Source organism: Streptococcus oralis subsp. dentisani (assembly GCF_007475365.1).
In the GTDB taxonomy this organism is placed as follows: domain Bacteria; phylum Bacillota; class Bacilli; order Lactobacillales; family Streptococcaceae; genus Streptococcus; species Streptococcus mitis_AX.
The window spans coordinates 1,354,334-1,378,994 of sequence record NZ_CP034442.1; the positions used below are offsets into that span (position 1 = coordinate 1,354,334).

Annotated in this window: 16 protein-coding genes; 6 read left to right on the forward strand and 10 right to left on the reverse strand. The window is 43.5% G+C overall.

Annotation, left to right across the window (positions count from 1 at the left end; translation table 11 throughout):
* Positions 1-159: 159 nt before the first annotated feature.
* The 8 genes from EJF26_RS06830 to EJF26_RS06865 all read right to left on the reverse strand — a co-directional run bounded on the left by EJF26_RS06830 (position 160) and on the right by EJF26_RS06865 (position 11,872).
* Entirely contained in the window at positions 160-1,644 is a 1,485-nt protein-coding gene (locus EJF26_RS06830; RefSeq protein WP_000800423.1) for an ABC transporter substrate-binding protein, read from the reverse strand.
* Positions 1,645-1,751: 107 nt separating this feature from the next.
* Complete coding sequence (locus tag EJF26_RS06835; protein WP_000818293.1) at positions 1,752-2,672, reverse strand: carbohydrate ABC transporter permease; 921 nt, start codon at positions 2,670-2,672, stop codon at positions 1,752-1,754.
* 13 nt (positions 2,673-2,685) lie between these two features.
* On the reverse strand, positions 2,686-3,615 hold the full coding sequence (locus tag EJF26_RS06840; RefSeq protein WP_000714586.1) for an ABC transporter permease: 930 nt from the start codon (positions 3,613-3,615) through the stop codon (positions 2,686-2,688).
* A 209-nt stretch (positions 3,616-3,824) separates the two neighbouring features.
* Positions 3,825-4,940, reverse strand: a complete 1,116-nt coding sequence (locus EJF26_RS06845; protein ID WP_000735127.1) for a DUF4767 domain-containing protein — start codon at positions 4,938-4,940, stop codon at positions 3,825-3,827.
* Between the two features lie 112 nt (positions 4,941-5,052).
* A complete protein-coding gene (locus EJF26_RS06850) occupies positions 5,053-6,933 on the reverse strand; it encodes a beta-N-acetylhexosaminidase (protein WP_000251376.1) in 1,881 nt (626 codons plus the stop codon).
* Positions 6,927-7,796 (reverse strand): ROK family protein, encoded by an 870-nt coding sequence (locus EJF26_RS06855; protein ID WP_000150727.1) that lies wholly within the window; start codon positions 7,794-7,796, stop codon positions 6,927-6,929. Before EJF26_RS06855 ends, EJF26_RS06850 begins: the two co-directional genes overlap by 7 nt.
* A 95-nt stretch (positions 7,797-7,891) precedes the next feature.
* Positions 7,892-10,537, reverse strand: coding sequence for an alpha-mannosidase (locus EJF26_RS06860; RefSeq protein ID WP_000432724.1), 2,646 nt, complete (start codon positions 10,535-10,537; stop codon positions 7,892-7,894).
* Between the two features lie 54 nt (positions 10,538-10,591).
* Positions 10,592-11,872 carry a glycoside hydrolase family 125 protein gene (locus tag EJF26_RS06865; RefSeq protein WP_000263068.1) on the reverse strand — a complete coding sequence of 427 codons (1,281 nt, stop codon included), beginning with the start codon at positions 11,870-11,872 and terminating at the stop codon, positions 10,592-10,594.
* A gap of 171 nt (positions 11,873-12,043) precedes the next feature.
* On the opposite strand from EJF26_RS06865, the gene EJF26_RS06870 reads away from it, so the two are divergent.
* Positions 12,044-14,131, forward strand: a complete 2,088-nt coding sequence (locus tag EJF26_RS06870) for a GH92 family glycosyl hydrolase (protein ID WP_000803385.1) — start codon at positions 12,044-12,046, stop codon at positions 14,129-14,131.
* Positions 14,132-14,167: 36 nt separating this feature from the next.
* On the opposite strand, the gene EJF26_RS06875 is transcribed toward EJF26_RS06870, so the two are convergent.
* Positions 14,168-15,847, reverse strand: a complete 1,680-nt coding sequence (locus tag EJF26_RS06875) for an alpha-L-fucosidase (protein ID WP_025168982.1) — start codon at positions 15,845-15,847, stop codon at positions 14,168-14,170.
* A 743-nt stretch (positions 15,848-16,590) separates the two neighbouring features.
* Here EJF26_RS06875 and arcA point away from each other — a divergent pair.
* From arcA to EJF26_RS06900, 5 genes are all read left to right on the forward strand, one after another.
* A complete protein-coding gene (gene arcA / locus EJF26_RS06880) occupies positions 16,591-17,820 on the forward strand; it encodes an arginine deiminase (RefSeq protein WP_000094624.1) in 1,230 nt (409 codons plus the stop codon).
* Positions 17,821-17,878: 58 nt separating this feature from the next.
* Positions 17,879-18,895 (forward strand): ornithine carbamoyltransferase, encoded by a 1,017-nt coding sequence (gene argF, locus EJF26_RS06885; protein WP_000149839.1) that lies wholly within the window; start codon positions 17,879-17,881, stop codon positions 18,893-18,895.
* Positions 18,896-19,188: 293 nt separating this feature from the next.
* Entirely contained in the window at positions 19,189-20,136 is a 948-nt protein-coding gene (gene arcC, locus EJF26_RS06890; RefSeq protein WP_000019632.1) for a carbamate kinase, read from the forward strand.
* A gap of 97 nt (positions 20,137-20,233) precedes the next feature.
* The gene (locus tag EJF26_RS06895; RefSeq protein ID WP_001291840.1) at positions 20,234-21,745 is read left to right on the forward strand and encodes a YfcC family protein; all 1,512 of its coding nucleotides are present in this window, start codon (positions 20,234-20,236) and stop codon (positions 21,743-21,745) included.
* A 22-nt stretch (positions 21,746-21,767) separates the two neighbouring features.
* Positions 21,768-23,096 carry a dipeptidase gene (locus tag EJF26_RS06900; protein WP_000219479.1) on the forward strand — a complete coding sequence of 443 codons (1,329 nt, stop codon included), beginning with the start codon at positions 21,768-21,770 and terminating at the stop codon, positions 23,094-23,096.
* 57 nt (positions 23,097-23,153) lie between these two features.
* Here EJF26_RS06900 and EJF26_RS06905 read toward each other — a convergent pair whose 3' ends face one another.
* Positions 23,154-24,659 carry a zinc ABC transporter substrate-binding protein AdcA gene (locus EJF26_RS06905; RefSeq protein ID WP_000724042.1) on the reverse strand — a complete coding sequence of 502 codons (1,506 nt, stop codon included), beginning with the start codon at positions 24,657-24,659 and terminating at the stop codon, positions 23,154-23,156.
* Positions 24,660-24,661: the final 2 nt, after the last annotated feature.

Here is a 24,661-nt window from a genome sequence, read left to right on the forward strand (position 1 = left end):
ATAAATCCCCTATAGATGTATGTGTATCACATCGCCAAAACTCTTAGAACTACTCTTTTCATTTTTGCATCCTAAAAATCACTACCTCCCCTAGAAAACTAGGGAAGGCAGTGATCACATTTTTAGGAATTAGGAATGAATACACGAAATCAGTTTATCTTATGATTTTTTGTTTTTCAAGAATTCGTCGTATTGTTTTTGCATTTCGTTCAATACTTTTTCGTAGGCACCTTCAGATTTTAATTTTTCCATCAATTCTGGAATAGCTTTATCTGGGTCTACAGTACCAGTGTTGATAGCTGTATCGAATTGTTGCATTGTGTTAGAGATTGCTGAGATTTCAGATTTCACACTGTCAGTGTTAAAGATGAATCCAAGCGCTGGAGATTCTTTGGCTTCTGCCAATTGTTTCTTAGAATCTTCGATTTGTTGATCTGTAACGTTTTCGTTGATGTAAAGGATCCAGTTGTTACCAGTGTTCCAACCTGACATGTGAGTGTTTCCTTTGTAAGCATCAAGAACGCGTACACGGTTTTCTTTACCTTCAACTTTTTCCCAGTTCTTGCCTTCTGGACCGTAAACAAGACCGTTCAAGAGTTCTGGGTTAGTGTTCAAGAGGTTCAACACTTCCATTGATTTTTCTTTGTTCTTAGAGTTGTTTGAGATGACAAAGTTAGCAACTTGTGTTGTTTGGTTTTTCTTGATAAAGTTAGTGATTGGTTTGATTTGGATGTCTTTGTTAGCAACACGTGAGAGCAAGCTGTTACCGTAGTCAGCTGGTCCTACTGTTTCTTCACGAACGAACCAAGTATCTTGTTGAAGGTCAAATGAAGTGTCGCTTGTTGCTACGTCTTTTGGAATGTATCCAGCTTCATAGAATTTGTGAAGAGTCTTCAAGTGTTCTTTGAAACGAGGTACTTCGTAACGGTTTACGATCTTAGTAGTATCTCCTTCAAGGTCGATAACAAATGGAAGTCCATTTGGTACTGGGTAGTCAAAGTTATCAGATGGGATAAAGTTCTTCGTAACCGCAAATGGTACTACGTCTGGAGCTTTTTCTTTGATTTGTTTCAAGACTGGTTCAAGTGTTTCGTATGAAGTGACACCTGAAATGTCAATGCCATATTTGGCAAGAAGAGCGCCGTTAAAGGCAAAGTTTTGTGACGATGCAACGTTGGCTGCAACTGGAACAGCGTAGATCTTACCGTTTACAGTGTTCCCTTTGATGTAAGCTGGATCAAGTGCTTTGTAAAGCTCTGCTCCTTCTTTCTTGTACAATTCTGTCAAGTCCGCATAAGCACCTTTTTGAGCATTTACGACATAGTTATCTGCAAAAGCGATATCGTAGTTTTCACCTGATGATGTGATAACTGACATTTTCTTACCGTAGTCACCCCATCCAAGGTATTGGATATCCAATTTAGCACCAACTTTTTCTTCGATGATTTTGTTGGCATTTTCTAGCAATTCATCCAAGTTGTCTGGTTTGTCACCGATTTGGTACATTTTAAGAACAGGTTTGTCACCTGAAGCTGAGTCAGCAGCTTTTTTGTTGTTACCTGAAAGGTTTCCACAAGCAGCAAGGCTTGCAGCCAAAGCGACTACGCTAGCAGATGCAAAAGCATATTTTTTCCAGTTTTTCATGATAAAAACTCCTTTTTTATTTTTAAACTTATAAACGATTTAATGATTTGTAACTTCAGTCACTAAGATGAAGTTGGGAAGGGAGAAACGGTGTTTCTCAGTAAGTGCTATTCTTTCACACCACCGATAGTCAAACCTTTAACAAAGTAGCGTTGGAAGAATGGATACAGAATCGCGATTGGAAGGGTTGCAAGAACAACCATGGCCATACGACCTGTTTCTTTTGGTAGAGCGACTCCCAGTTGGCCAGATAGGCCGACTGCTTTTGCAATGTAGTCCATATTTTGCTGGATTTGCATGAGCAAATATTGCAATGGATACAAGTTGTCACTCTTGATGTAAAGAAGAGCGTTGAACCAGTCGTTCCAGAAACCAAGAGCTGTCAAAAGAGTGATGGTTGCGATACCTGGAAGTGACAATGGTAAACAGATCTGGAAGAAGATCCGAGCTTCACTGGCACCATCGATACGAGCGGATTCGAGAATGGCTTCTGGAATGGTCTTCTTGAAGAAGGAACGCATCAAGATGATGTTGAATGGTGAGAGAAGCATTGGAACAATCAAGGCCCAAACCGTATCACCAAGTTGGAGCAAACGAGTCACCACGATATAGCCTGGTACCAAACCAGCATTGAACAACATACTAAGAAGAGCAAAGATCGTAAAGAATCTGCGGTACTTAAAGGTTGTACGTGAGATGGCGTAGGCATAAGTGGTTGTGATGAAGACGTTGGTCACTGTCCCGACTACTGTTACAAAGACTGAGATAAAGAGCGCTTGGAGGATCTTATCTTTAAACTGAGCTAGGAACTGGAATCCATCTACACCGAACTTCGAAGGGAAAAAGCTATATCCATACTGGAGGATGCTCTTTTCATCTGTCACCGAAATGATGATAACGAAGATAAAGGGCAAGATACAAGAAAGAGCGATCAAACCAGAGATGATACTAAAGAAGATATCTGCTTTCTTACTGAAGGAGTGAATGCCGACATTATCGATTTTTTCTTTTTTAATTTTTTCTGCCATGCTTTCCTCCTTTCTAGAATAGTGCTGAATTTGGATCGACTCGTCTTGCAAGCAAGTTTGATAGGATAACCAGAATCAAACCGACAACGGATTGGTAAAGACCGGCTGCTGAAGCCATACCGATATCTGCTGTCTGAGTCAAACCATTAAAGACATATACATCCAAAACGTTGGTTACATTGTAAAGCTGACCAGCATTGTGTGGAATTTGATAGAAGAGACCAAAGTCTACACGGAAGATATTTCCGACTGCAAGGATGGTCAAGACTGTTACAAGTGGAGTCAACTGAGGAATGGTTACATTGCGAATACGTTGCCACTTGCTAGCCCCGTCCACTGTTGCTGCTTCGTAATAGGTTGGATCAATTCCCATGATTGTCGCATAGTACATGACACTGCTATATCCAAAGCCTTTCCAAATACCTAGGAAAAGGAGAAGGTATGGCCAAATGCCTAAGTCAGCGTAGAAGTTGACTTCCTTCATGCCAATGGACGTTAGGAAATGGTTGAAGACCCCTTTGTCAATGTTTAGGAAGGCATCTGTAAAGAAACTGATGATAACCCATGACAGGAAGTAAGGGAACAACATAGACGTTTGGAAAATCTTAACCATTCTCTTAGAGCGAAGCTCGCTGAGGATGATGGCAATCCCTACTGATACAATCAAACCGATAAAGATAAAGCCGAGATTGTAGAGAACGGTATTTCGAGTGATGATAAAGGCATCTTTTGAACTAAACAAGAATCTGAAATTATCTAACCCGACCCATTTACTATTCACAATACTATCTATGAAACCATTACTGGTCATATGGTAGTCTTTAAAGGCGACCACATTCCCAAATACTGGAATGTAAAAGAATAGAATCAACCAGAGTGCCCCTGGTAAAACCATCAAGAGAAAGATCCAGTTATCTCTCAAGGTCTTTGAAAACTTTTTCATAATTTCCTCCCTTTTTATTCCTAAAAACTGATTTCATCGAATTTTTAGGTTTGATAACGATTACATTATTAGTATACTCCTATTTGAAGGCTAGGTTAAACTACTAATTATAGAAAAAACTCCACAAATTATTTTTTGTGGAGAAGTTTTTTATAAGAAATAGGTTTCACGAGAAACACTTTGCATACGATAAGTGTATTTCCGCTTTACTAATTGAAAACTTGTTCCAATATTGAGTGATGAAACTCAACAAAATGAACCTGGGCATTTATGATAGCCCCTGATTCGTTTTTCTCAATCTCTGGTCTTCCTTCGGTTTGTAAAAGAGCAGGATTGCCATCCTTGTAGCCAAAGAGAATCACCTCTGTCTCTGCTTCATTCACATAGCAAGCTAGGATATCAAACCGCCCAGAACCTGAACCTGCAATATAGCCATACCATTTAAAAGTATAATTCACCCCATCTACTTGCCCAAATTGCATTATCTGGTCTGGCACTGCAAGTCCATAGTAATTACCATAGGTGACCAAATTAGTTGACTTAAATCTTTCACCTTTACTATCCGAGTAGGATTCCATGGCTGTTTTTATCTTGTCTATTAAAGAACTATTATCTGTATCTGGCTCGCTCTCTGTAGTTACACTTGTTTTTAATAGAAATTCCTTAAAACGTTGCGCTAAATCTGTATTCTCAGTCTCTTCAAAATTTGCAGTAGGGATAGTTTCCAGTGTCTTATCAGCATGCAAGATTTGTGCTTGCCCATCTTTCAGTGTAAACAAGTAGAAATGTTTGTTCTGCTTGTCATAGTAGGCATCCAAAGCCAAGTAGTCATAAGCATTGTCACTCGATACTCCAAAAACATTCCATTTGACACTTTTCTGAGAGACTGTTGTAGCTTCTAATTTTTTGATTAGTTCATTTTTTTCATCAAAGTTTGCATGCTCTAGTCTATGATAGGACTGCCCCATAGAAGAAGCCCAGCTTGCAAACTCTTCCTCCCACTTTTCGGTGTTGTATTGGATTAGCTTCTGAAAATCTGAGTAGTTCTTCATAATCAAGGCTTGATCAGTCGGATTAGATAACTCAAGTTCTTCCATGGCTGCAACTGTAGCAGCCATAGGTGATTGGACGGTTGTATCCTTGGATTCTTTTTCGTGCGAAAGAGCCTTTTGATAGGAATCTGCTAAATAGTGAAAATAGTTGGTTGTCTCCTTGGTTTGTTGCTCCCTTGGTATGGACGGACTAGTTGCTCCATCCTCTGTCGTTTTATGGCAGGCAGATAAGACTAGCATGCTAGTAGCTAGGACTAGTAGTAGCTTTTTCATGGTCAGACCTCCAAACTATCTTTATACCTTCATTATACTCCTTCCCTATCTCCAAATCAAAAAACATCTCCATGTGTTTAAAAGGAGATGTTTAATTGTTTGTGACAAATGCCTAAGTCGTATAAATGGTCGATGCTGTCGCAATAGTATGCCACTGATTGGCTGTAGTTGCTGCGAAATCCTTGTCTGCATAGAAGTCAGTAAATGGTAAGATTTCCACTTCTAGCTCATCGATACGGTCCAGCTGACCTGCCAGATAAGCCTCGATGCGACTTTCTGCTCGCTTGATGCGTTGCAAGAGTCCGCCCATACGGATATCGACTGTATCCAAGCCAAAGACCTTGTTTTCTTTCAACCATTGGTGGCTAAAGAGGGCATGGAAGTGTTCAATCTCGCTTCTAAGTTTTGGTAATTCTTGTCTTGCGATTTCTTGCAGACTTCCTTTATCGTTTGTTTGGTAGGCTTGACGAATGCGTCGTCCCACATCCACTTTGCTACTTAAAATCTGGTTCAACTGAGCCTGTGTTTCAAAGAGATAAGCATAGTTCCCAGCTTTTTCTTTGATTTCAGCAAGCGTTTCAGCGGCCTGAGCGAAGTGCGGTTTATCCTGTTCAGGTGTCATGTGTCTATCAAGAATAGGACAGAGAATATCCTGATAAAAGACATAGCGGTTAGGATTGATACCACTGAGATTGCCTGGTAGGTCTGGCAAGAGGTTAGCTAGGTCAATCTGCATAAATTCCTCAACTGATAGACCTGTATTGGTCTTGAAGTGAGCAGACAAACGGTCGAGGTTATTGCGGTAGCTGAGTTCTGCCCAGATTTGCAGACTTGGTAGAATAGAAAACTGGGCAGTTTCCCCACCATTGTCCCCCCAACCCGTTACAATGACTTCCTTGATCTGATTGGCACGACAGGCTTTGTTGGCCTCCATAGCGATGAGATGGCTGAAATGGTTGTTGGGTGTAAAACCGATCCACTTCCAAGCACCACCTGCAAAGGCAATATCTTGGCTAATCTTGTGATGATTGCGAAAATTACGATTGTACTTTTCTTCGCTGTCTTGATAATAATCCCAGTAAACCAAGGTTACACGGTCTTTGAGACGGTCTAGGTAGACACGAGTTTCCTCAGGAATCTCCACGTCACGGTCGTACTGACCATCCGCTGACATGAGCTTAAAGAACATATCGCTCCACATCTGGCAGTGAAAACCATACTTATCTGCAATATCCAATACGCGCTCCAAGTGTTGGCACATGAGGAGACTACGGTCCACAACACCGTTCAAGATGAGGTAACGTCCCAAGCCAACCAAGTGGGCTTCGTCCATCCCAATATTGACCTTGCGAGTCTGCAGTTTAGACAGAGTGGCAAACATCCTATCAATCAGGGCATAAACCTTTTCTTCGCCAATAAGGAGAATGTCCTCTACATCACGGAGTTCTTGCACTTCCTTAACACCCCATTTGACAAAGGCTGATAAGTGGGCCAAGGTCTGAATACATGGTACAAAGGTCATATCAAACTGTTGGGCATAGGCTTCGATTTCCTGTAACTCTTCAGCTGAATAAGCCCCTCGGAAATAACCAAAATAAGGTTGCCCTTCAATCTGATAGGTGTCTTCCATGTAGAGCTCAAAGGTTGAGTAGCCCATGAGAGCCAAGACTTCAATCATCTGCTTGGCAGATGCAACATTTAGCACTGCATTACGGGAACAATCCGCCATGTAGGCTAAATCTTCGTAAGCAGCCTGTTCTTCAATCTCTACTTTGTCACCTTCTACTAAAGCTGTTGCTAGCACAGACAAGGCGCGATAGAGTTGGTGAGGTTTGCGATAAGTCAGTTGATAGTGGCCATCCTCACCCTTGATAGAGATAGAGGCTTGGTCAGACTGAGCAACTGCTACCTCTACATCTGCTAGCGAAATATGCTTTTTAAGCAACTCTATTGCCTGCTCTTGTTTGGGACTAAGTCCTGTAAATCTTACCATTGGTTTTCCTCCTGCAACCAGTTGACAAGGGCACCATAGAGATTGGCATCTGCATGATAGGTGCAAGCTTGGATAACTGGTGCGACCGTGTATTCTTCGTAGGTTTCGACAAAGCCATCGACAGCTTTTTTGACGCCTTGGATAAAATCTGGATTTTGACTAATTGAGCCTCCCAGACTGATGACATCTGGATCGATCAGATACTGGATATTGAGCAAGCCTTGCGCCAGATTACGGTTCATGCGCTCGATAGCTTTTTGGCAAAGGGCATTTCCGGCTGCAGCTTCTTGGTAAATCTTGCGACCGTCCCAGTCAGTCTGACCAGATTTTTCAATTACGTATCGCACCATATTCCCAGTTGATGCTAGTTGCGACCAGTTGTTGAGTTTTTCTGCTGGTGCAATGGTTGTCATATAGCCAAACTCACCACCTAGGCCGTGGCGGCCACGGTGAAGTCTGCCATTGATAATCATAGCTCCGCCAATCCCTGTCCCAATCACGACACAGGCTGCATTTTCAATCTCAGGATGAGCCAGCAATTCACTCAAACCAACGCAGTTAGCATCATTTTCGAGATGGACAGGAATCTGATAAGAGCTAAGCGCCTCATACCAAGAAAAGCCATGGATGTAGGGCACAGCGCTGATGCCCTCAATCACACCTGTTTCTTGATTGACCGCGCCTGGAACGCTCATAGCAATGCCGTTATAATCTCTCTCTGCCAAGCATTTGTCTAGCCAAGTTAGTAAATCCTCCAAGTTTTCTGGCGTCGGTGTACTTGTCTTATCTAGTATTTTTCCATCAGGAGTCAGACTGGCAAACTTAATCCCAGTCCCTCCAATATCAATGGTTGCAATCGTCATATTTTCACCAAAAAAGGGGCGAATCAGCAGTTAGTTCTTACCTTTTCGCCCCTCCTTTCTATCTCTTATTATTAGTTATCAAACACTTTCAAATCTTAAATCTCTTCTTTTTTAATCAATTCTGTGCGAATTTCTTGTGGCGCTAATAGTCCTGAATGAACTGGATATGGTCGCTCAAGTAAGTCCAAAATGGTTTGTTGGTGTTCTGATATGCGCACATTTTCTTGACTCATATTGTAGTAACGAAGTACATATCCTTCTTCATTTTCCGCGACTTTAAAGGCTGTTGGGCAAACTTGTGGTAAGCTGAGTGCCGCATGACTCAAGAGGCTACCAGTCGCTGCAACACTTCCTTCTTGTTTAGCAACCTGAAGGCTGGTAAATGGTGTTTGGAAGGCTTTGGCACGACGGAAGGCTGAGAAGCGTTCCCCTGCTTGGTGGCATTCAAGTGTAAACTCGACTTCAAACTCACGCAGGCACTGAGCCTCTGGCGTTGGGAAGTAACCCCAGTCACCTAACTCACCTGAGGCACGAAGAATGGTCACGGCAATGGTGTCATCTTCAAGGATTTCATACTCGTGCAGTCCTTTATTGGCCACCGTCACTCCTTTTTCATCATCATAAAGGCTGACAAAGGCTTGTTGGTGTTGAGGATTTTCAGGATTTTCCCATGAAGCCGCTGGTTTGTTTGGTCGTGTCACCACCTCATAGATGCTCTCAGAGTCATTACTTGGACGCGTATTATGAGTCTTGACCAAGAGACGGATACGGTGGTCTTTGGCAGTGTTAGTAAAGCGAGTCTTGAAGCGGATTTGTGGATTGTCAACAAAGACAGTCATCTCTGTTTCAAGAAGAATGCTTGTCAATTCATCTGAGCGCCCAGCTTCACGCGTCATAAACTCGATGATGCCTCTTTGTTCTGCATCCAGTTTTTCGTCTGCACTTACTGGAATTGTCAATTCATGCTTGAGCAAAATCTTAGCAAAACGAGCTGTATTTTCCAAGACCTCATAGCCTTTCAACTCGGCGTAGATAGGCTCTGTTCCTTTTGGTTGGAAGTAGATATACTCATTTCCTATGTCACCACGGTCTTCAAAGCGAACAACATCTTCATACGCTTCATGAGTTGTCTTGTCGTAAACTGTGATATTGTCATCCACACTGACCGTTACAAATGGCGTATCAATCACTCCATTTTGGTAAATACCGTCACGGTGTTCTTGTTCTCCTTCGAGCAATTGGAAGGTTGTCCAAGAAAGTGGTGCCAGATGAACAGTTACTGTCACGCGCACTTGACGAGCGATACGAGCCTGACGGAACTTGTCTTTTGGCAAATCATACTCAAAGTTAGCTCCCAGATCTTCGATTTTCGCTTCTACAGCATGCCCTTCCAAGTCTTCGACACGGTAACTTGGCAAGGTCAAGGCTGCCATCTTCTTATAGCCTTCTTTTGGGTGCAATTCTTTGAAATCACAAGTCGCCACATCAATCACGGTGCTGACCGTATCAACCTTGTCATGCAAGCCTGTGTTAATGACGGTAAAGAGATGGTTGCTTTGGGCTTCGTGGGTTGCGATTTTGCCCTTCCATTCGTTGAGAAGATTGGTCTTAACGAAGTTTCCAACTTGGTTGACCTTGGCAAAGCGAGTTTCCATCTCACGGTGAACCTCGTCCACACTACAGCCACAGATACTGTCATGTGGCGCATTTTGTAGAAGAACTTTCCAAGCATAGGTCAACTGGTCCTTATGGTTGTGACCACCAGTGATGACAGTCAATGGCTCCACCACTTGTTCTAGGAGGTTGCTATTTTCTTGGAAGGCTTGTTTGAGGTAAATGCGTGATGAAGAAGTATTGGCAAGCGTGTACCAGCCATCTGTTTCCTGACTTGTCAACTCACCCGTAACGGTAGATAGTTGCTCCGGTAGGGCACTTTCTACTGCATGGACATAGTCATCAAAGGAACTATGCACAAAGGTCACATCTGGGAAGAGTTCATTGGCCACACGAATGGCTTCACTCAGATTTCGCTGTACAGGCTGGTGGTCACAGCCATTCATCATCAACCATTGGTTGGTCGAAGCGTAGTCACGCACGTCTGACAGTTTTTGTTTCCAGAAGGCCAAGGCCTCATCCTTATCAACTGGGATTTCATTCCCGTTACTGTACCAGTTGGCAAAGAGGATACCGAGAACGCGACTTCCGTCCGCACCCTGCCAGTACATTTCTGAAAACTGGGAAGTAAACTGCTCATCTTCGAGGACTTGGTTGTCAAATCCAATCGGCTTCACACCACGCCCAAAGGCTGCCACGTGAATGCCTGATTTTTGAAGGATTTGAGGAGCTTGTCCCATATTTCCAAAGGTATCTGGGAAGTAACCAATCTGGGTTGATTTGCCCCATTTTGCACATTCTGCTTGACCAATCAAGGTATTACGGACATTGGCTTCGCTGGAAATCAAGTAATCATCCTGCAAGATGTAAAAGGGACCAATTTTGAGTTTGCCTTGGTCGATGTAACCTTGGACTTTATCGCGATTTTCAGGACGAATTTCCAAGTAGTCATCAAGGACAATGGTTTGGCCGTCCAAGTGGAAACTCTTGAACTCAGGATCATTTTCAAAGAGATCAAAAAGATTGTCAAACAATTCCACCAGCTGCATCCGGTGACTTTCAAAAGGCAAGTACCACTCACGATCCCAGTGACTGTGTGAGATAATATGAACTACAACATTTTCCATGAGTAAAACCTCATTCTAACTTAAATTTTTATTTCTATCTAACTAAAGAACTGACTAGCGGATATCCAGGTAATCCAAGACCAATTCACAGAACATCATGTTGGCCCAAGAGAACCATTCACGTGAGTAAAGCGTTGGGTCGTCCACGTGGAAGCTTTCGTGCATAACACCTGTACCACCATCGCAGGCAACCAGCTGATCCAGCAAGAATTTTTTCTCTGCCTTATCACTTGTTGTCAAGCCTTGGATAGACAGAGCAATCGGCCAGATATAGCGATAAAAGGTATGAGAACTTCCGAGACCACTAGCATATTCTCCTTGGTAGAAATATGGATTTTCAGGGCTTAGAATGGTGCGACGAGTTGCTTGATAAACTTCGTCTTCAATGTCGCAATAGCCCAGATAAGGCGCCGCCAGCAGACTCGGTACATTTGGATCGTCCATGATGCTAGCATTTCCTAAACCATCCACTTCAAAGGCGTAAATCTTTTCACCCTTGCTATTAGTGGTGTAGGCGTAATTTTCGATGCCTTCTTGGATTTCAGCCTGGAGACGGTTAGCATCAGCAATAATACTCTCACTATCAGCTAGGTCTAGTTCTGTAAAGATTTCTTGCACGTACCCCAAGACTACTACAGCAAACATATTGGACGGAATCAAATAGCTATACTGGCAGCAGTCATCACTCGGTCGGAAAGCTGACCAGGTCATACCTGTCACTGCAAAGTCAGGTCCAAAGCCATCATTTACCAAAGTATCTTCTTTTCGATCTGTGTCGCGGACAAAACGATAAGGAGAGTTGTTATGGTCTTGTTCCACCGTCCACAGATGAAGGATTTCCTTAGTTGCTGTGACAAAAGTTTCATCAAACTGACTAATTTCTCCTGTTTCTTTCCAGAGGAGATAAGCCAGTTGCAAAGGATAGCAAAGCGAATCCACCTCGTACTTGCGTTCCCAAATCCAGCCATTAAGATCGGTATGGTCAGTCTCGTGGTGTCCCTTCCAGTTTTCCTCAATATTGAAGGAATTGGCATAAGGATCCTTGAGAATCAAGGTCATCTGACGCTTAACCAAACCTGCAATGGTCTGACGCAGGAGGGCGTCTCTTTTAGCCACATGAAGGTAGGGTCTGAGTTGGGCCGTCGAATCCCGAAGCCACATGGCAGGAATATCCCCAGTCAAGACAAAGGTTGAGCCATCTTCTAGAATCTCGACCGTATTATCCAAGGTGTCTGTATAGCAACGCTCAAAGACATCCACCCACTCCGGATGGTCCTTGGCACGCTCTGCTACTTCATCAAGCCACTCTCTGACAATTTCTTTAGAATATACCATAATCAATTTTACCTCTTTCAAACAAGTTTCATGTTCAGTATAAAGCTTTTAGCTTAGAAAATATATACACAAATGTTAGTCATTTCTCTACAAAATTGCTTTCTTTTGAACCCCATATCTAAAGCCACCCTTTTTCTGATATAATGTAGAAAAACAGCTAAAGGAACGACTATGAAACCACTACTTGAAATCATCGATACTCGTTTTGGCACTGCTAGCAAGCATGCCTTTTCTCGGGGGAATACCCTGCCTTACACAGGCGTTCCTTTTGGGATGAATTATTTTGTGCCCCAGACCAGTGACCAGGAGGGAGCTTGGTTCTTCGATCCGCATCTACCCATCTTTCAGGGGATTCGCTTAACCCACCAGCCCAGTCCTTGGATTGGTGACTACTCTTGGCTGCTTCTGACACCTGTCATAGGCCAGCTAGGTGGAGATAGTCTCTTTCATCGTCAGTCTTCCTATGACCTAGATAAGGCCTCCTTCCAACCTCATTATCTGAAGATTTTCTCCCTGCGCTATCAGATTGAAACCCAGCTCACACCAACTTGCTACGGCGCTTCTATTCGTTTGGAGCAAAAGCAAGGCAAAGCCCTCTCCCTCTATCTTCACGCAGCAGATGAACTGACAGTCAAGCAAGTAGATAAGCGGACTCTGGTCCTAAGACAAGAAGGTAAAACAGAGACCAATAAAAGTCCGCTGATACTATTCACTGCCCTACAAATGAATGCGGATCTTCTTGCTATCACACAAGAAGAGGGAGACTGGCGAATTGATTTAGCAAGTAGTCATGCTGAGATTCAATTAGCGACTTCTTTTATCTCTCCTTCTCAAGCGCTACTTAATCTACCTGAAACGGACTTTGATAGCTGTAAAGCAAGTGCCCAAGCGGACTGGGAAAATCTCCTCCATCGTTTTGATGTGTTGGAGACAGGAGAGGCTGACCGAACCTTCTTTGACCACTGCCTCTACAGACTCTTTCTCTTCCCACAGACATTTTATGAGGTTGATGAATCAGGACAAGCCATCCACATGGACCTAGCTACTGGTACTGTCAAGCCCGGCGTCCTCTTTAGCAACAATGGCTTCTGGGATACCTTCCGCACCACCTTCCCCCTCTTTGCCCTTATCATACCGGAACACTATCACCGATTTTTAGAAGGTTTCCTCAATAGCAACCGCGATACTGGTTTCCTGCCAAAATGGCTAGCCCCAGATGAACGTGGCATGATGCCTGGTACTCTGCTAGATGGCATTATCGCTGACAGCGCCTGCAAGGACATGGCCCCCGACCTAGAAGAAGAACTCCTCCAAGCTATGCTTGAAACAGCCAGCAAGACCGACCTTCTCGGCATCAATGGTCGCCACGGTTTGGCACAATACCAAGAACTGGGCTATCTATCCACGGACAATCACGAAAGTGTCAGCCACACCCTAGACTATGCCTATAGTGACTTTTGTATCGCCAGCTGCGCCCAAAAGCTTGGGCAAACAGAGATTGCTGACACTTATAACACTTCTTCTCAAAATTTCCGTCATCTATTTGATGCTGAGACAGGCTATATGCGTGCGCGAGATCGTCAAGGCAACTTCCGGCCTGATTTCTCTCCTTATAGTTGGGGACGCGACTACGCCGAATGTTCTGCCATTCAAGCGACTTTAGGCGTTCTACACGACATCCCTGACTTAATCCAACTTATGGGTGGAAAAGAAGCCTTTAGCCGCTACCTTTTGAAAACCTGTCAGGATGCTCCTCTCTTTGAGACAACTGGCTATGGTTACGAAATTCATGAAATGAGCGAGATGGCTACCGCTCCTTTTGGGCAAATCGCCATTTCCAACCAACCTAGTTTCCACATCCCTTATCTCTTCCGCTACAGTGACTACCCTGACTACACTGCTCTTCTCATTAAGACGATACGTCAGAAGGCCTTTCACCCAAGTTGGAAAGCCTATCCTGGCGATGAGGACAACGGTAGTCTCTCTGCTTGGTATATCTGGTCAGCTCTTGGATTCTACCCGACCTGTCCAGGAAAACCAAGCTACGACCTCGGAATCCCTCTCTTTGATCATCTCCGTGTCTACCTAGCTAAGGAAAATAAATGGCTAGATATCCATGCTGAGCAAAACTACAGCCATTTTAACTTTGTCAAAGAGTGTCGATTGGACAAGACTCCTGTATCTAGCATCCAACACCAGGACCTCTTGAAATCTGAGCAACTGACCTTCACCCTCAGCTGGCTACCAAATCACTCATAACCAAAAGAACCTTTGCATGGCGCAAAGGTTCTTCTTTTATGAAACTTGGACTTGAAGTTGATCCACAAGCTGACCATCCACCATTAGGTTCAGATAGAAATCCAAGCTTTTATCTCCTGCGAAATACAAGGTTGGAAACGTCAACCTTTTTTCAGTCTCGCCAGCTTGAAACATAAGGACTTGAATCTCATCCTGATAAGCGATACCATGCACACCCGTCCCGGGTTGAATCGAAATCTTAGCTTCTAAAGGACCACTACATTCTCTGCGCTTAACTGTAAAATAGGCATTTTCTCCCTTGATTACAGCTAGACTTTTTTCTGAAAACTCTAGTTGCTGAACAGCTTCTTTTTTTGACAAGCTAGGTGTTTTATAAAGTGAAATCTTAGTTAATACTGGCAAATCCTGTGCCTCTGTGATTATTACACGCACCTTCTGAGCCTCAACAACTAGCCCTCGTAAGAGACGTTTATAACCAACAGTATGACCCGAACCAAACTCCTGCCAGACACCATCCAACTCTACCTGCACATGGAAAGCAGCGATGCGTTGCCCTAGCTTCAACTCTTCCCTCAACTCGATTACATCAAAAGTTTTAGGAGTTCCTAAATCAATCTCTAACTGAATTGGCAGTTCTGCATCACTTGCCCAAGAACTGGTCTCTAGTCCATCTGTCAGGTGGCAACAAGCAAAGTCTGCTGATAAAGCAGGCCCAGATACCTTGGCTCCCAGAGCTAAATCTTCTCTATAGAGTGCGTCACGGTAGGCTCTAAATTCATACAGTCGCTGGATATCCCTTTCATCAAATAGACCATCTTGGTTTGGAGGAATATTGAGCAAGAGAGGGGTTCCCCGCCCCACTGAGTGAAAGTAGATTTCGATCAACTCCTCAAGAGACTTGGGATCCTGATCCTCATGGTAAAACCAACCCGGCCGAAGGGATACATCTGCCTCACCGATTGAAAACAGCGTCCCTGAGGGATCACCGTGCTGTAGATAATCTAATGCAGCCTCTGTCCCCAACTGGTCGGGCTTGACTTTTTGCCACAAGGGATCCCCTGCATAGCCTCGTTCATTGCCAATCCAGCGAATACTAGTTCCCTCAGTTGAGAAAATCAAACAATCGCCCTGCAATTCACGAATGGTCTCAAACCAAGTCTCAAACTCATAGTTAACCTGCTGGGCCCCTTCCCCTCTGGCACCATCCATCCAGATCTCAGCGAACTTACCAGCATTCCCATAGTCAGGATTTGATAAGATTTCCTTCAACTGAGCCAGATAATAGGCATTGTAGTCTGCTTCTCGGTCCACATGATAAAGGGGACTATGGGCATCCCAAGGAGATAAATAAACTCCCATATCCATGTCAAACTCAGTTGCAGCTCGGGATACTTCGAGGAGCAAGTCCCCCTTTCCATCCCGCCAAGGACTAGCCTTGACCGAGTAGTCTGTATAAGCTGTCGGGTAGAGCACAAAACCATCGTGGTGCTTAACCACCAAAATCACCTTTTTAAAACCCGTTTCTTTAAGTACCCGAACCCATTCACGCGCATCCAACTTGGTCGGGTTAAAGCGTTCAGGCTCCTCTTGACCAGTCCCCCATTCTTGGTCATAAAAGGTATTGGGACCAAAATGGATAAAGGCTGCTAGCTCATCCCCCAGATAGGCTAGCTGCGCCTGACTTGGTAATGGTCCATGTGGTTTTATTTTCGTCATCATCTCATATCTCTTTCTCTTGTTCACAAAGTTATCCACAAGTTGTGGATAAGAACATATGCCTAAAAACTAGCTTTTCCAGACTCCAGCTCTTAGACTTGGGGCCTTCCCCCCTCGGGAAATCCTGCTCAAATCCCCAATGCACCAGGATTTCTACTAGAAAGCTAGCCAGTTACTAGTTTCTGGTACTATTATCAAGATCCCTCTAGGATATTAGCTGAGTGTCCTGCTCTAACCAGACTTATCCACAGCTTGTGAATAAACCATTCTTCCTAGTTGTTGCCTCGTTGACTATAACAAAAAATCTAGGTACCGTCAATAAGACAAGGCTGTCTTCCTAAATACTCAGAAAAGATTCTATAATTTGTACAATATACATTTAAAGTGGGCTAGAGGAAAAACTTTTCTGATAGATTTCATATAATTTTCTAAGCAACTTTCAATCACAGTTCCTCTCAATTCCTCGTCAGAACTGAATTAAAATCTGGACATTTCTTCTTAAAATGTGAAATTTAGCATAATTTTTTCAAAAAATATTATATTCTTTTTAGTAGAAGTTTATACATTTATTTCCTCTAATTCCTTTTGCCATCGTATAATAACATAAAATACTACTAAAACCTTGTTTTGTCCGAATTTTTAATCATTTTTTACTATTGACACGCCTCTGAGAATATGATATAACGTAAATGTAAGCGGTACCAAAAAGGTGCCACCGTAGAAATTTTTAAGGAGGAAAACACATGTCTTCACATCCAATTCAGGTATTCTCAGAAATTGGGAAACTGAAAAAAGTTATGTTGCACCGTCCAGGCAAAGAGTTGGAAAACTTGTTGCCGGACTATCTCGAAAGGCTTCTTTTTGATGACATTCCATTCTTGGAAGATGCTCAAAAAGAACATGACGCATTTGCTCAAGCTCTTCGTGATGAAGGAATTGAGGTCCTTTACCTAGAGCAATTGGCTGCTGAATCATTGACTTCCCCAGAAATCCGCGATCAATTTATCGAGGAATATTTAGACGAAGCCAACATCCGTGGTCGTCAAACCAAGGCGGCTATTCGTGAATTGCTTCACGGTATCAAGGACAACCAAGAATTGGTTGAAAAAACTATGGCAGGGGTTCAAAAAGTTGAATTGCCAGAAATTCCTGAAGAAGCAAAAGGCTTAACTGACTTGGTTGACTCAGACTATCCATTTGCAATCGACCCAATGCCAAACCTCTACTTCACTCGCGACCCATTTGCAACTATTGGTAATGCCGTATCGCTTAACCACATGTATGCAGATACTCGTAACCGTGAAACTCTTTATGGTAAATATATTTTCAAACACCATCCAATCTATGGTGGAAAAGTAGAATTGGTCTACAACCGTGAAGAAGATACACGTATTGAAGGTGGAGATGAGCTCGTTCTTTCTAAAGACGTTCTTGCAGTAGGTATCTCTCAACGTACAGATGCAGCTTCAATTGAAAAACTCTTGGTGAACATCTTCAAGAAAAATGTTGGCTTCAAGAAAGTATTGGCATTTGAATTTGCTAACAACCGTAAATTCATGCACTTGGATACTGTCTTCACCATGGTTGACTACGACAAGTTCACAATTCACCCAGAAATCGAAGGCGATCTTCGTGTGTACTCTGTCACTTATGAAGATGAAAAACTCAAGATTGTTGAAGAAAAAGGTGACTTAGCTGAACTTCTTGCAAAGAACCTCGGCGTAGAAAAAGTTCATTTGATCCGTTGCGGTGGTGGCAATATCGTAGCAGCTGCGCGTGAACAATGGAATGATGGCTCCAACACTTTGACAATCGCACCTGGTGTAGTCGTCGTTTATGCCCGCAATACCATTACCAATAAGATCCTAGAAGAATACGGGCTTCGCTTGATTAAGATTCGCGGAAGCGAATTGGTTCGGGGCCGTGGTGGACCTCGTTGTATGTCTATGCCATTTGAACGTGAAGAAGTATAATCGCTGTTCAGTATTTGTCAATAAAAAATGTAAAAAAATAGAAAGAGGAAATAATAGAATGACACATTCAGTATTCCAAGGACGCAGCTTCTTAGCAGAAAAAGACTTTACTCGCGCAGAGTTAGAATACCTTATCGGTCTTTCAGCTCACTTGAAGGATTTGAAAAAACGCAATATCCAACACCACTACCTTGCTGGTAAAAATATCGCCCTCCTGTTTGAAAAAACTTCTACTCGTACACGTGCAGCCTTTACAACTGCGGCTATTGACCTTGGTGCTCATCCAGAATACCTCGGAGCAAATGACATTCAGTTAGGTAAAAAAGAATCTACTGAAGATACTGCAAAAGTTTTGGGTCGTATGTTTGACGGGATTGAATTCCGCGGCTTCAGCCAACGTATGGTTGAAGAATTGGCAGAATTCTCAGGTGTCCCAGTATGGAATGGTCTAACTGACGAATGGCACCCAACTCAAATGCTCGCTGACTACTTGACTGTTCAAGAAAATTTTGGTCGTTTGGAAGGATTGACATTGGTATACTGTGGTGATGGACGCAATAACGTTGCCAACAGCTTGCTGGTAACAGGTGCTATCCTTGGTGTTAACGTTCACATCTTCTCACCAAAAGAACTCTTCCCAGAAAAAGAGATCGTTGAATTGGCTGAAGGATTTGCTAAAGAAAGTGGTGCACACATCCTCATCACCGAAGATGCAGACGAAGCTGTCAAAGGTGCAGACGTACTTTACACAGACGTTTGGGTATCTATGGGCGAAGAAGACAAATTCGCAGAACGCGTTGCACTTTTGAAACCTTACCAAGTCAATATGGACTTAGTGAAAAAAGCAGGTAACGAAAACTTGATCTTCTTGCACTGCTTACCAGCATTCCACGACACTCACACTGTTTACGGTAAAGATGTTGCTGAAAAATTTGGCGTAGAGGAAATGGAAGTAACAGACGAAGTCTTCCGCAGCAAGTATGCTCGTCACTTTGACCAAGCAGAAAACCGTATGCACACTATCAAAGCTGTTATGGCTGCTACTCTTGGAAATCTCTACATTCCTAAAGTATAAAACTTACTCGTATACACAACACAGGGGTTGAGACGAAAGCTATGACAGCTTATCAGTTCTAGCGAAAGAAAGCAAGGATCCTCTTTGACAAATTTGCCACCTTACTCTTGTCACCTTCCTGCTTCCTAGTCTCATTCTGATAAACGTCGGCTGTGCGTTCAACCCCTTTTACTAGTAGTAATGACTAATTTGTCTTTTGAAAAGACGCTACCTCCACTTCATATTTTATCATCATACCTGCCTGTAGCTCTTGGAGTTCTGTCAGGTTTACCATATTAAAGAAAGGAGAGCTCATGTCTCATAGAAAAATCGTCGTTGCTTTAGGCGGAAATGCCATCCTCTCCACTGACCCATCTGCCCAAGCTCAACAAGCTGCTCTGGTGGAAACAGCTCGTCATCTGGTCAAGTTGATTCAAAACGGAGATGAACTGATCATTACTCACGGAAATGGTCCTCAGGTGGGTAACCTCTTGCTTCAACACTTGATGGCAGATTCGGAAAAAAACCCTGCCTTCCCCCTTGATTCTTTGGTTGCCATGACCGAGGGTAGTATCGGTTTTTGGCTACAATGTGCTCTTGATAACGCATTGCTCGATGTAGGACTTGATAAAAATGTCGCTTCTGTTGTTACCCAGGTTATAGTAGACAAAGAAGACCCTGCCTTTATCAATCCAACCAAACCAATCGGTCCATTCTACTCAGAAGAGGATGCCAAAGCTGAGAGCGAAAAAACAGGAGCAACCTTCAAAGAAGATGCCGGTCGTGGCTGGCGTAAAGTGGTGGCTTCACCAAAACCAATCGACATCAAAGAAATCAACAGCATCCGCACCTTGCTTGATAATGGTCAAGTTGTCATCGCAGCAGGTGGAGGAGGTATCCCTGTTGTCAAAAATGAAAACGGTTACTTAAGTGGAGTCGAAGCCGTTATTGATAAAGACTTTGCGTCTCAACGACTAGCAGAACTCGTCGAAGCTGACCTCTTTATCGTCCTTACTGGCGTAGACTATGTTTATGTCAACTACAATAAACCAGACCAAGAAAAACTGGAACACGTTACTGTCAGTCAACTAAAAGAATACATCAAACAAGGACAATTCGCACCGGGTAGCATGCTACCAAAAGTCGAAGCTGCTATCGATTTTGTAACCAACCGCCCAGAAGGCAAGGCTGTTATCACCTCCCTCAGCAATCTAGGCGCCTTGATCGAGTCCGAAAGCGGAACAATTATTGTTAAAGACTAGCCATTTTAACCCAAGTACAAGCTCTAACCAGGAGTACTCAGGTAAACCAACATCATTCGTTTTTATACTTTGTGGCATAGTTTAGGAGGAAAAACAAATGAGTGAAAAAACAAAAAAAAGGTTCCAAATGCCTTCATCTTACACTGTTTTGATCATTATTATTGCCATCATGGCAATCTTAACTTGGATCATTCCAGCAGGTAAGTATGACACGAACGAAGCAGGTGGCCTCATTGCAGGTACCTATCAAACTGTTGAATCTAATCCCCAAGGGATTTACGATATCCTAATGGCTCCGATTCGGGCGATGCTCGGTCACGAACCAACTAAAGCCGCTATTGACGTAGCCTTCTTCATCCTCATGGTTGGGGGATTTCTAGGTGTCGTCAATGCGACAGGCACATTAGATGTTGGTATTGCCTCTATTGTTAAGAAATACAAAGGACGCGAAAAAATGCTGATCCTCATCCTCATGCCCCTCTTCGCACTTGGAGGAACAACTTATGGTATGGGTGAAGAAACCATGGCATTTTACCCACTCCTTGTTCCTGTTATGATGGCTGTTGGTTTTGATAGCATTACTGCCGTTGCCATCATTCTACTAGGTTCCCAAGTCGGCTGTCTTGCCTCTACTCTCAATCCTTTTGCTACTGTTATCGCTTCTGATACCGCAGGTGTGTCATCTATGGACGGGGTTATCCTTCGTATCATCTTCTGGTTTGTTATGACAGGTATTAGTACTTACTTTGTCTACCGCTATGCAGAAAAGATTCAAAAGGATCCTACAAAATCACTTGTCTACTCTCAACGTGAAGAAGACCTTAAACACTTCAATGTCACTGATAACGAAAATGCTCCATCTGTCTTGAATAAGAAACAAAAACATGTTCTTGCCTTGTTCATCTTGACTTTCATCATCATGATCGCCAGCTTTATCCCTTGGGTAGACTTGCACATCACTCTATTTGAAGACTTCAAGAATTGGTTGATTGGTCTCCCTGTTATTGGTGGAGCTATCGGTTCATCTGCTCTACCATTCGGTAGCTGGTACTTCCCAGAAGGTGCGATGCTCTTTGCTGTGATGGGTATTCTTATTGGTGTTGTTTACGGTCTCAAGGAAAGCAAGATTATCTCTACCTTTATGGCTGGTGCAGCAGATCTTCTCACCGTAGCCTTGATTTGTGCAGTAGCTCGTGGTATCCAAGTTATCATGAACGACGGTATGATTACTGCAACTATTCTACACTGGGGTGAAGTCGGACTTCAAGGTCTCTCTTCTCAGGTCTTCATCGTTTTGACCTACCTCTTCTACCTTCCTATGTCATTCCTTATCCCATCTTCATCTGGACTTGCTAGTGCTACAATGGGAATCATGGCACCACTTGGTGAGTTCGTTAACGTAAAACCTAGTCTCATCATCACTGCCTATCAATCTGCATCTGGTGTACTCAACCTTGTCGCTCCAACTTCTGGTATCGTTATGGGGGCTCTCGCGCTCGGCCGTATCAGTCTAGGAACTTGGTGGAAATTTGTTACTAAACTCATTGTCGTTATTGTCATTGTGAGCATACTTCTTCTTATCCTAGGTACCTTCCTACCATTCCTTTAGAACAAAGTGTGAGGTAAAACGAATGACCGTCTACATCACTGACTCCATTAAACAGAGCTTTATACAGAGTCTAAAGACTCTCATCTCCTACCCATCTGTACTCCAAGAAGGGGAAAATGGGACACCTTTTGGACAAGCTATTCAAGACGTTCTAGAAAAGACGCTGGAAATCTGCCGTGAACTTGGCTTTAAAACTTATATTGATCCCAAGGGCTATTATGGTTATGCAGAGGTTGGTGAGGGAGAACTCCTTGCCATCCTCTGCCACTTGGATGTTGTGCCTGCAGGAGATTTGTCAGATTGGCAATCTCCTCCATTTGAAGCAACTATCAGAGAAGGAAAACTCTTTGGACGAGGGGCACAAGACGACAAAGGTCCTTCACTGGCAGCTCTCTATGCAGTGAAAAGCTTGCTTGACCAAGGCATCCAATTTAAGAAGCGCGTGCGTTTTATCTTTGGTACGGATGAAGAAACTCTTTGGAGATGTATGGCACGCTACAACGCCCTCGAAGAACAAGCCAGCATGGGATTTGCACCGGATTCGTCATTTCCTTTGACATACGCTGAAAAGGGGCTCCTTCAAGTCAAGCTTCATGGCCCCGGTTCTGATCATCTCAAGCTCGATGTCGGAGGTGCCTTTAATGTTGTACCAGATAAGGCAAGTTACCAAGGTCCTCTTTATGAAGCGGTTTGTAGGGGGTTGAAGGAAGCAAATTTTGATCACCAAACCACAGACCAAACCGTGACCGTACTCGGGGTACCTAAACACGCCAAAGATGCTAGTCAAGGTGTCAATGCAGTCATTCGACTTGCTAGTGTACTCGCACCTCTCCAACCCCACTCTGCCCTCCATTTTCTAACCGACAAAGCAGGGCAAGATGGTAAAGGGCTTGGAATCTTTGGAGAAGTTGCTGATGAACCGTCTGGTTCCCTTTCCTTTAATGTTGCAGGGTTGACCATCAATCCCGATCGCTCCGAAATTCGGATCGATATACGCATACCTGTGCTAGCAGATAAGGAGAAACTGGTGGCACAGCTCACTCAGTGCGCCAAAGACTACCAACTTGACTACCAAGAATTTGACTATCTAGCCCCCCTCTATGTCGCAAGAGATAGCCAACTTGTTACTACCCTTATGCAAGTCTACCAAGAAAAAACCGGAGATAAAACTCCTCCTCTCTCATCAGGTGGTGCTACCTTTGCCCGCACCATGCCAAACTGTGTAGCCTTTGGCGCTCTTTTCCCAGGAGCACAACAAACTGAACATCAGGCAAATGAAGCAGCTGTCCTAGACGATCTTTATCGCGCTATGGACATCTACGCAGAGGCGGTTTGCCGTCTCGCAACCTAACTGGATGATCGTTTCTACCCAAAAAATCCCGCAGATTTGCGGGATTTTTCTCTTGCATCAATGCGCCAACATTTCTTGGGCGATTTCTTGACCAGATAGGTTATCTGGGTAATAGGTTGGCCAGTTGTCCATCTCCTCAAAGAGGGCTTCTTGGCTAGCACCTCCAAAGAAGATATGGAAATGTTCTGCCTTGACTGGGGCGATATTGTGGTCGCTAAACTGAACATACTTGAACTGTCCAGCGTCCGCATCTGTCGCTTCAAAGAGGAAGCGCACGCCACGATTGCCTTTCTTATAAGTCAAGATTTTCTTGCCGACATACTTGTAGGTGAATTTCTTGCTTTGACCACCTTGAACAAATTCCATAGTGTTGTCCGTGATGTTGATCTTAGTCACATCTGTCTGATAGCCTTTTCTATAGTAGGCCTTGTACTCATCCTTGGTCATCTTACCAGTCAACTTAGCCTTGTAATCAAAGACTTGATCAAAAGTTCCATCTTCAAGGAAAGGATAAACTGACTGCCAGTTACCTGCATAGTCACTCAAGGTACGGTCTTTGACATCTGCATTCTCAAAGTAACCATTGTGAACTGTCTTGGTGTTTTCTTCCTTCTCTGGCTCGATTTCCGGTCCTTCTTGATCTGTTGTCTGCTTGAGAGCCTTGAGGTTTTTCTCCATGATAGAGATATAGTCCTCACCAGCCTTGGTTGCTTCTTCTGTCAGACTTTCTAGCGGATTGAGCACATCTAGTTTGACACCCGTTTCTTTGGAAAGGGTATTGGCAAGGGCTTGGGAGGCATTTTCTTCAAAGTAGATATAAGAAATCTTGTTTTTCTTGATATACTCTGTCAACTCTGCCAAACGTGCTGCTGATGGCTCTGCATCTGGTGAGAGACCTGAGATGGATACTTGCTTGAGACCGTAGTCCAAGGCAAGATAGTTAAAGGCTGCGTGTTGCGTTACGAAGCTCTTTTGTTTAGCTTGAGACAAGCCTTCTGTGTAGGCCTTGTCCAAGGCTTGCAATTTTTCAATATAGGCAGACGCATTCTTTTCAAAAGCCTCTTTTTTATCAGGATAATCTGCTGACAAACTATCACGGATATGCTCTACCAGTTTGATGGCGCGTGCTGGTGAGAGCCATACATGGGGATCGTAGTCATGATGGTGACCTTCACCCCCGTGATCATGACCTTCCTCTTCTTCCTCAGCTCCTGGTAAGAGCAGCATATTGCCTGTCGCCTTGATAGTCTTGACTTTTTTCTTATCCAAGGATTCTAGCAATTTGGGAACCCAGGTCTCCATGTTTTCATTTTCATAGACAAAGGCATCTGCGTCTTGGATTTTGGCAACTGCCTTGGCAGACGGTTCGTATTCATGGGGTTCTGTACCCGCACCGATTAAAAGTTCTACATTAGCAGTATCTCCTGCGACTTGCTTGGTAAATTCGTAGACAGGGTAAAAGGTTGTTACGATATTGAGTTTCCCATCTGCCTGCTTTTGATTGGAACAAGCCACTAAAAACAGAGCACATAGACTGGCTAGTAGTAAGCTAATTTTTTTCATTT

Coding starts and splice junctions, on each gene's coding strand:
- EJF26_RS06905 (WP_000724042.1), bottom strand. CDS start 24,659: ATGAAAAAAATTAGCTTACTACTAGCCAGTCTATGTGCTCTGTTTTTA.
- EJF26_RS06895 (WP_001291840.1), top strand. CDS start 20,234: ATGAGTGAAAAAACAAAAAAAAGGTTCCAAATGCCTTCATCTTACACT.
- arcA (WP_000094624.1), top strand. CDS start 16,591: ATGTCTTCACATCCAATTCAGGTATTCTCAGAAATTGGGAAACTGAAA.
- EJF26_RS06865 (WP_000263068.1), bottom strand. CDS start 11,872: ATGGTATATTCTAAAGAAATTGTCAGAGAGTGGCTTGATGAAGTAGCA.
- EJF26_RS06870 (WP_000803385.1), top strand. CDS start 12,044: ATGAAACCACTACTTGAAATCATCGATACTCGTTTTGGCACTGCTAGC.
- EJF26_RS06835 (WP_000818293.1), bottom strand. CDS start 2,672: ATGGCAGAAAAAATTAAAAAAGAAAAAATCGATAATGTCGGCATTCAC.
- EJF26_RS06875 (WP_025168982.1), bottom strand. CDS start 15,847: ATGACGAAAATAAAACCACATGGACCATTACCAAGTCAGGCGCAGCTA.
- arcC (WP_000019632.1), top strand. CDS start 19,189: ATGTCTCATAGAAAAATCGTCGTTGCTTTAGGCGGAAATGCCATCCTC.
- EJF26_RS06860 (WP_000432724.1), bottom strand. CDS start 10,537: ATGGAAAATGTTGTAGTTCATATTATCTCACACAGTCACTGGGATCGT.
- argF (WP_000149839.1), top strand. CDS start 17,879: ATGACACATTCAGTATTCCAAGGACGCAGCTTCTTAGCAGAAAAAGAC.
- EJF26_RS06900 (WP_000219479.1), top strand. CDS start 21,768: ATGACCGTCTACATCACTGACTCCATTAAACAGAGCTTTATACAGAGT.
- EJF26_RS06840 (WP_000714586.1), bottom strand. CDS start 3,615: ATGAAAAAGTTTTCAAAGACCTTGAGAGATAACTGGATCTTTCTCTTG.
- EJF26_RS06830 (WP_000800423.1), bottom strand. CDS start 1,644: ATGAAAAACTGGAAAAAATATGCTTTTGCATCTGCTAGCGTAGTCGCT.
- EJF26_RS06855 (WP_000150727.1), bottom strand. CDS start 7,796: ATGACGATTGCAACCATTGATATTGGAGGGACTGGGATTAAGTTTGCC.
- EJF26_RS06845 (WP_000735127.1), bottom strand. CDS start 4,940: ATGAAAAAGCTACTACTAGTCCTAGCTACTAGCATGCTAGTCTTATCT.
- EJF26_RS06850 (WP_000251376.1), bottom strand. CDS start 6,933: ATGGTAAGATTTACAGGACTTAGTCCCAAACAAGAGCAGGCAATAGAG.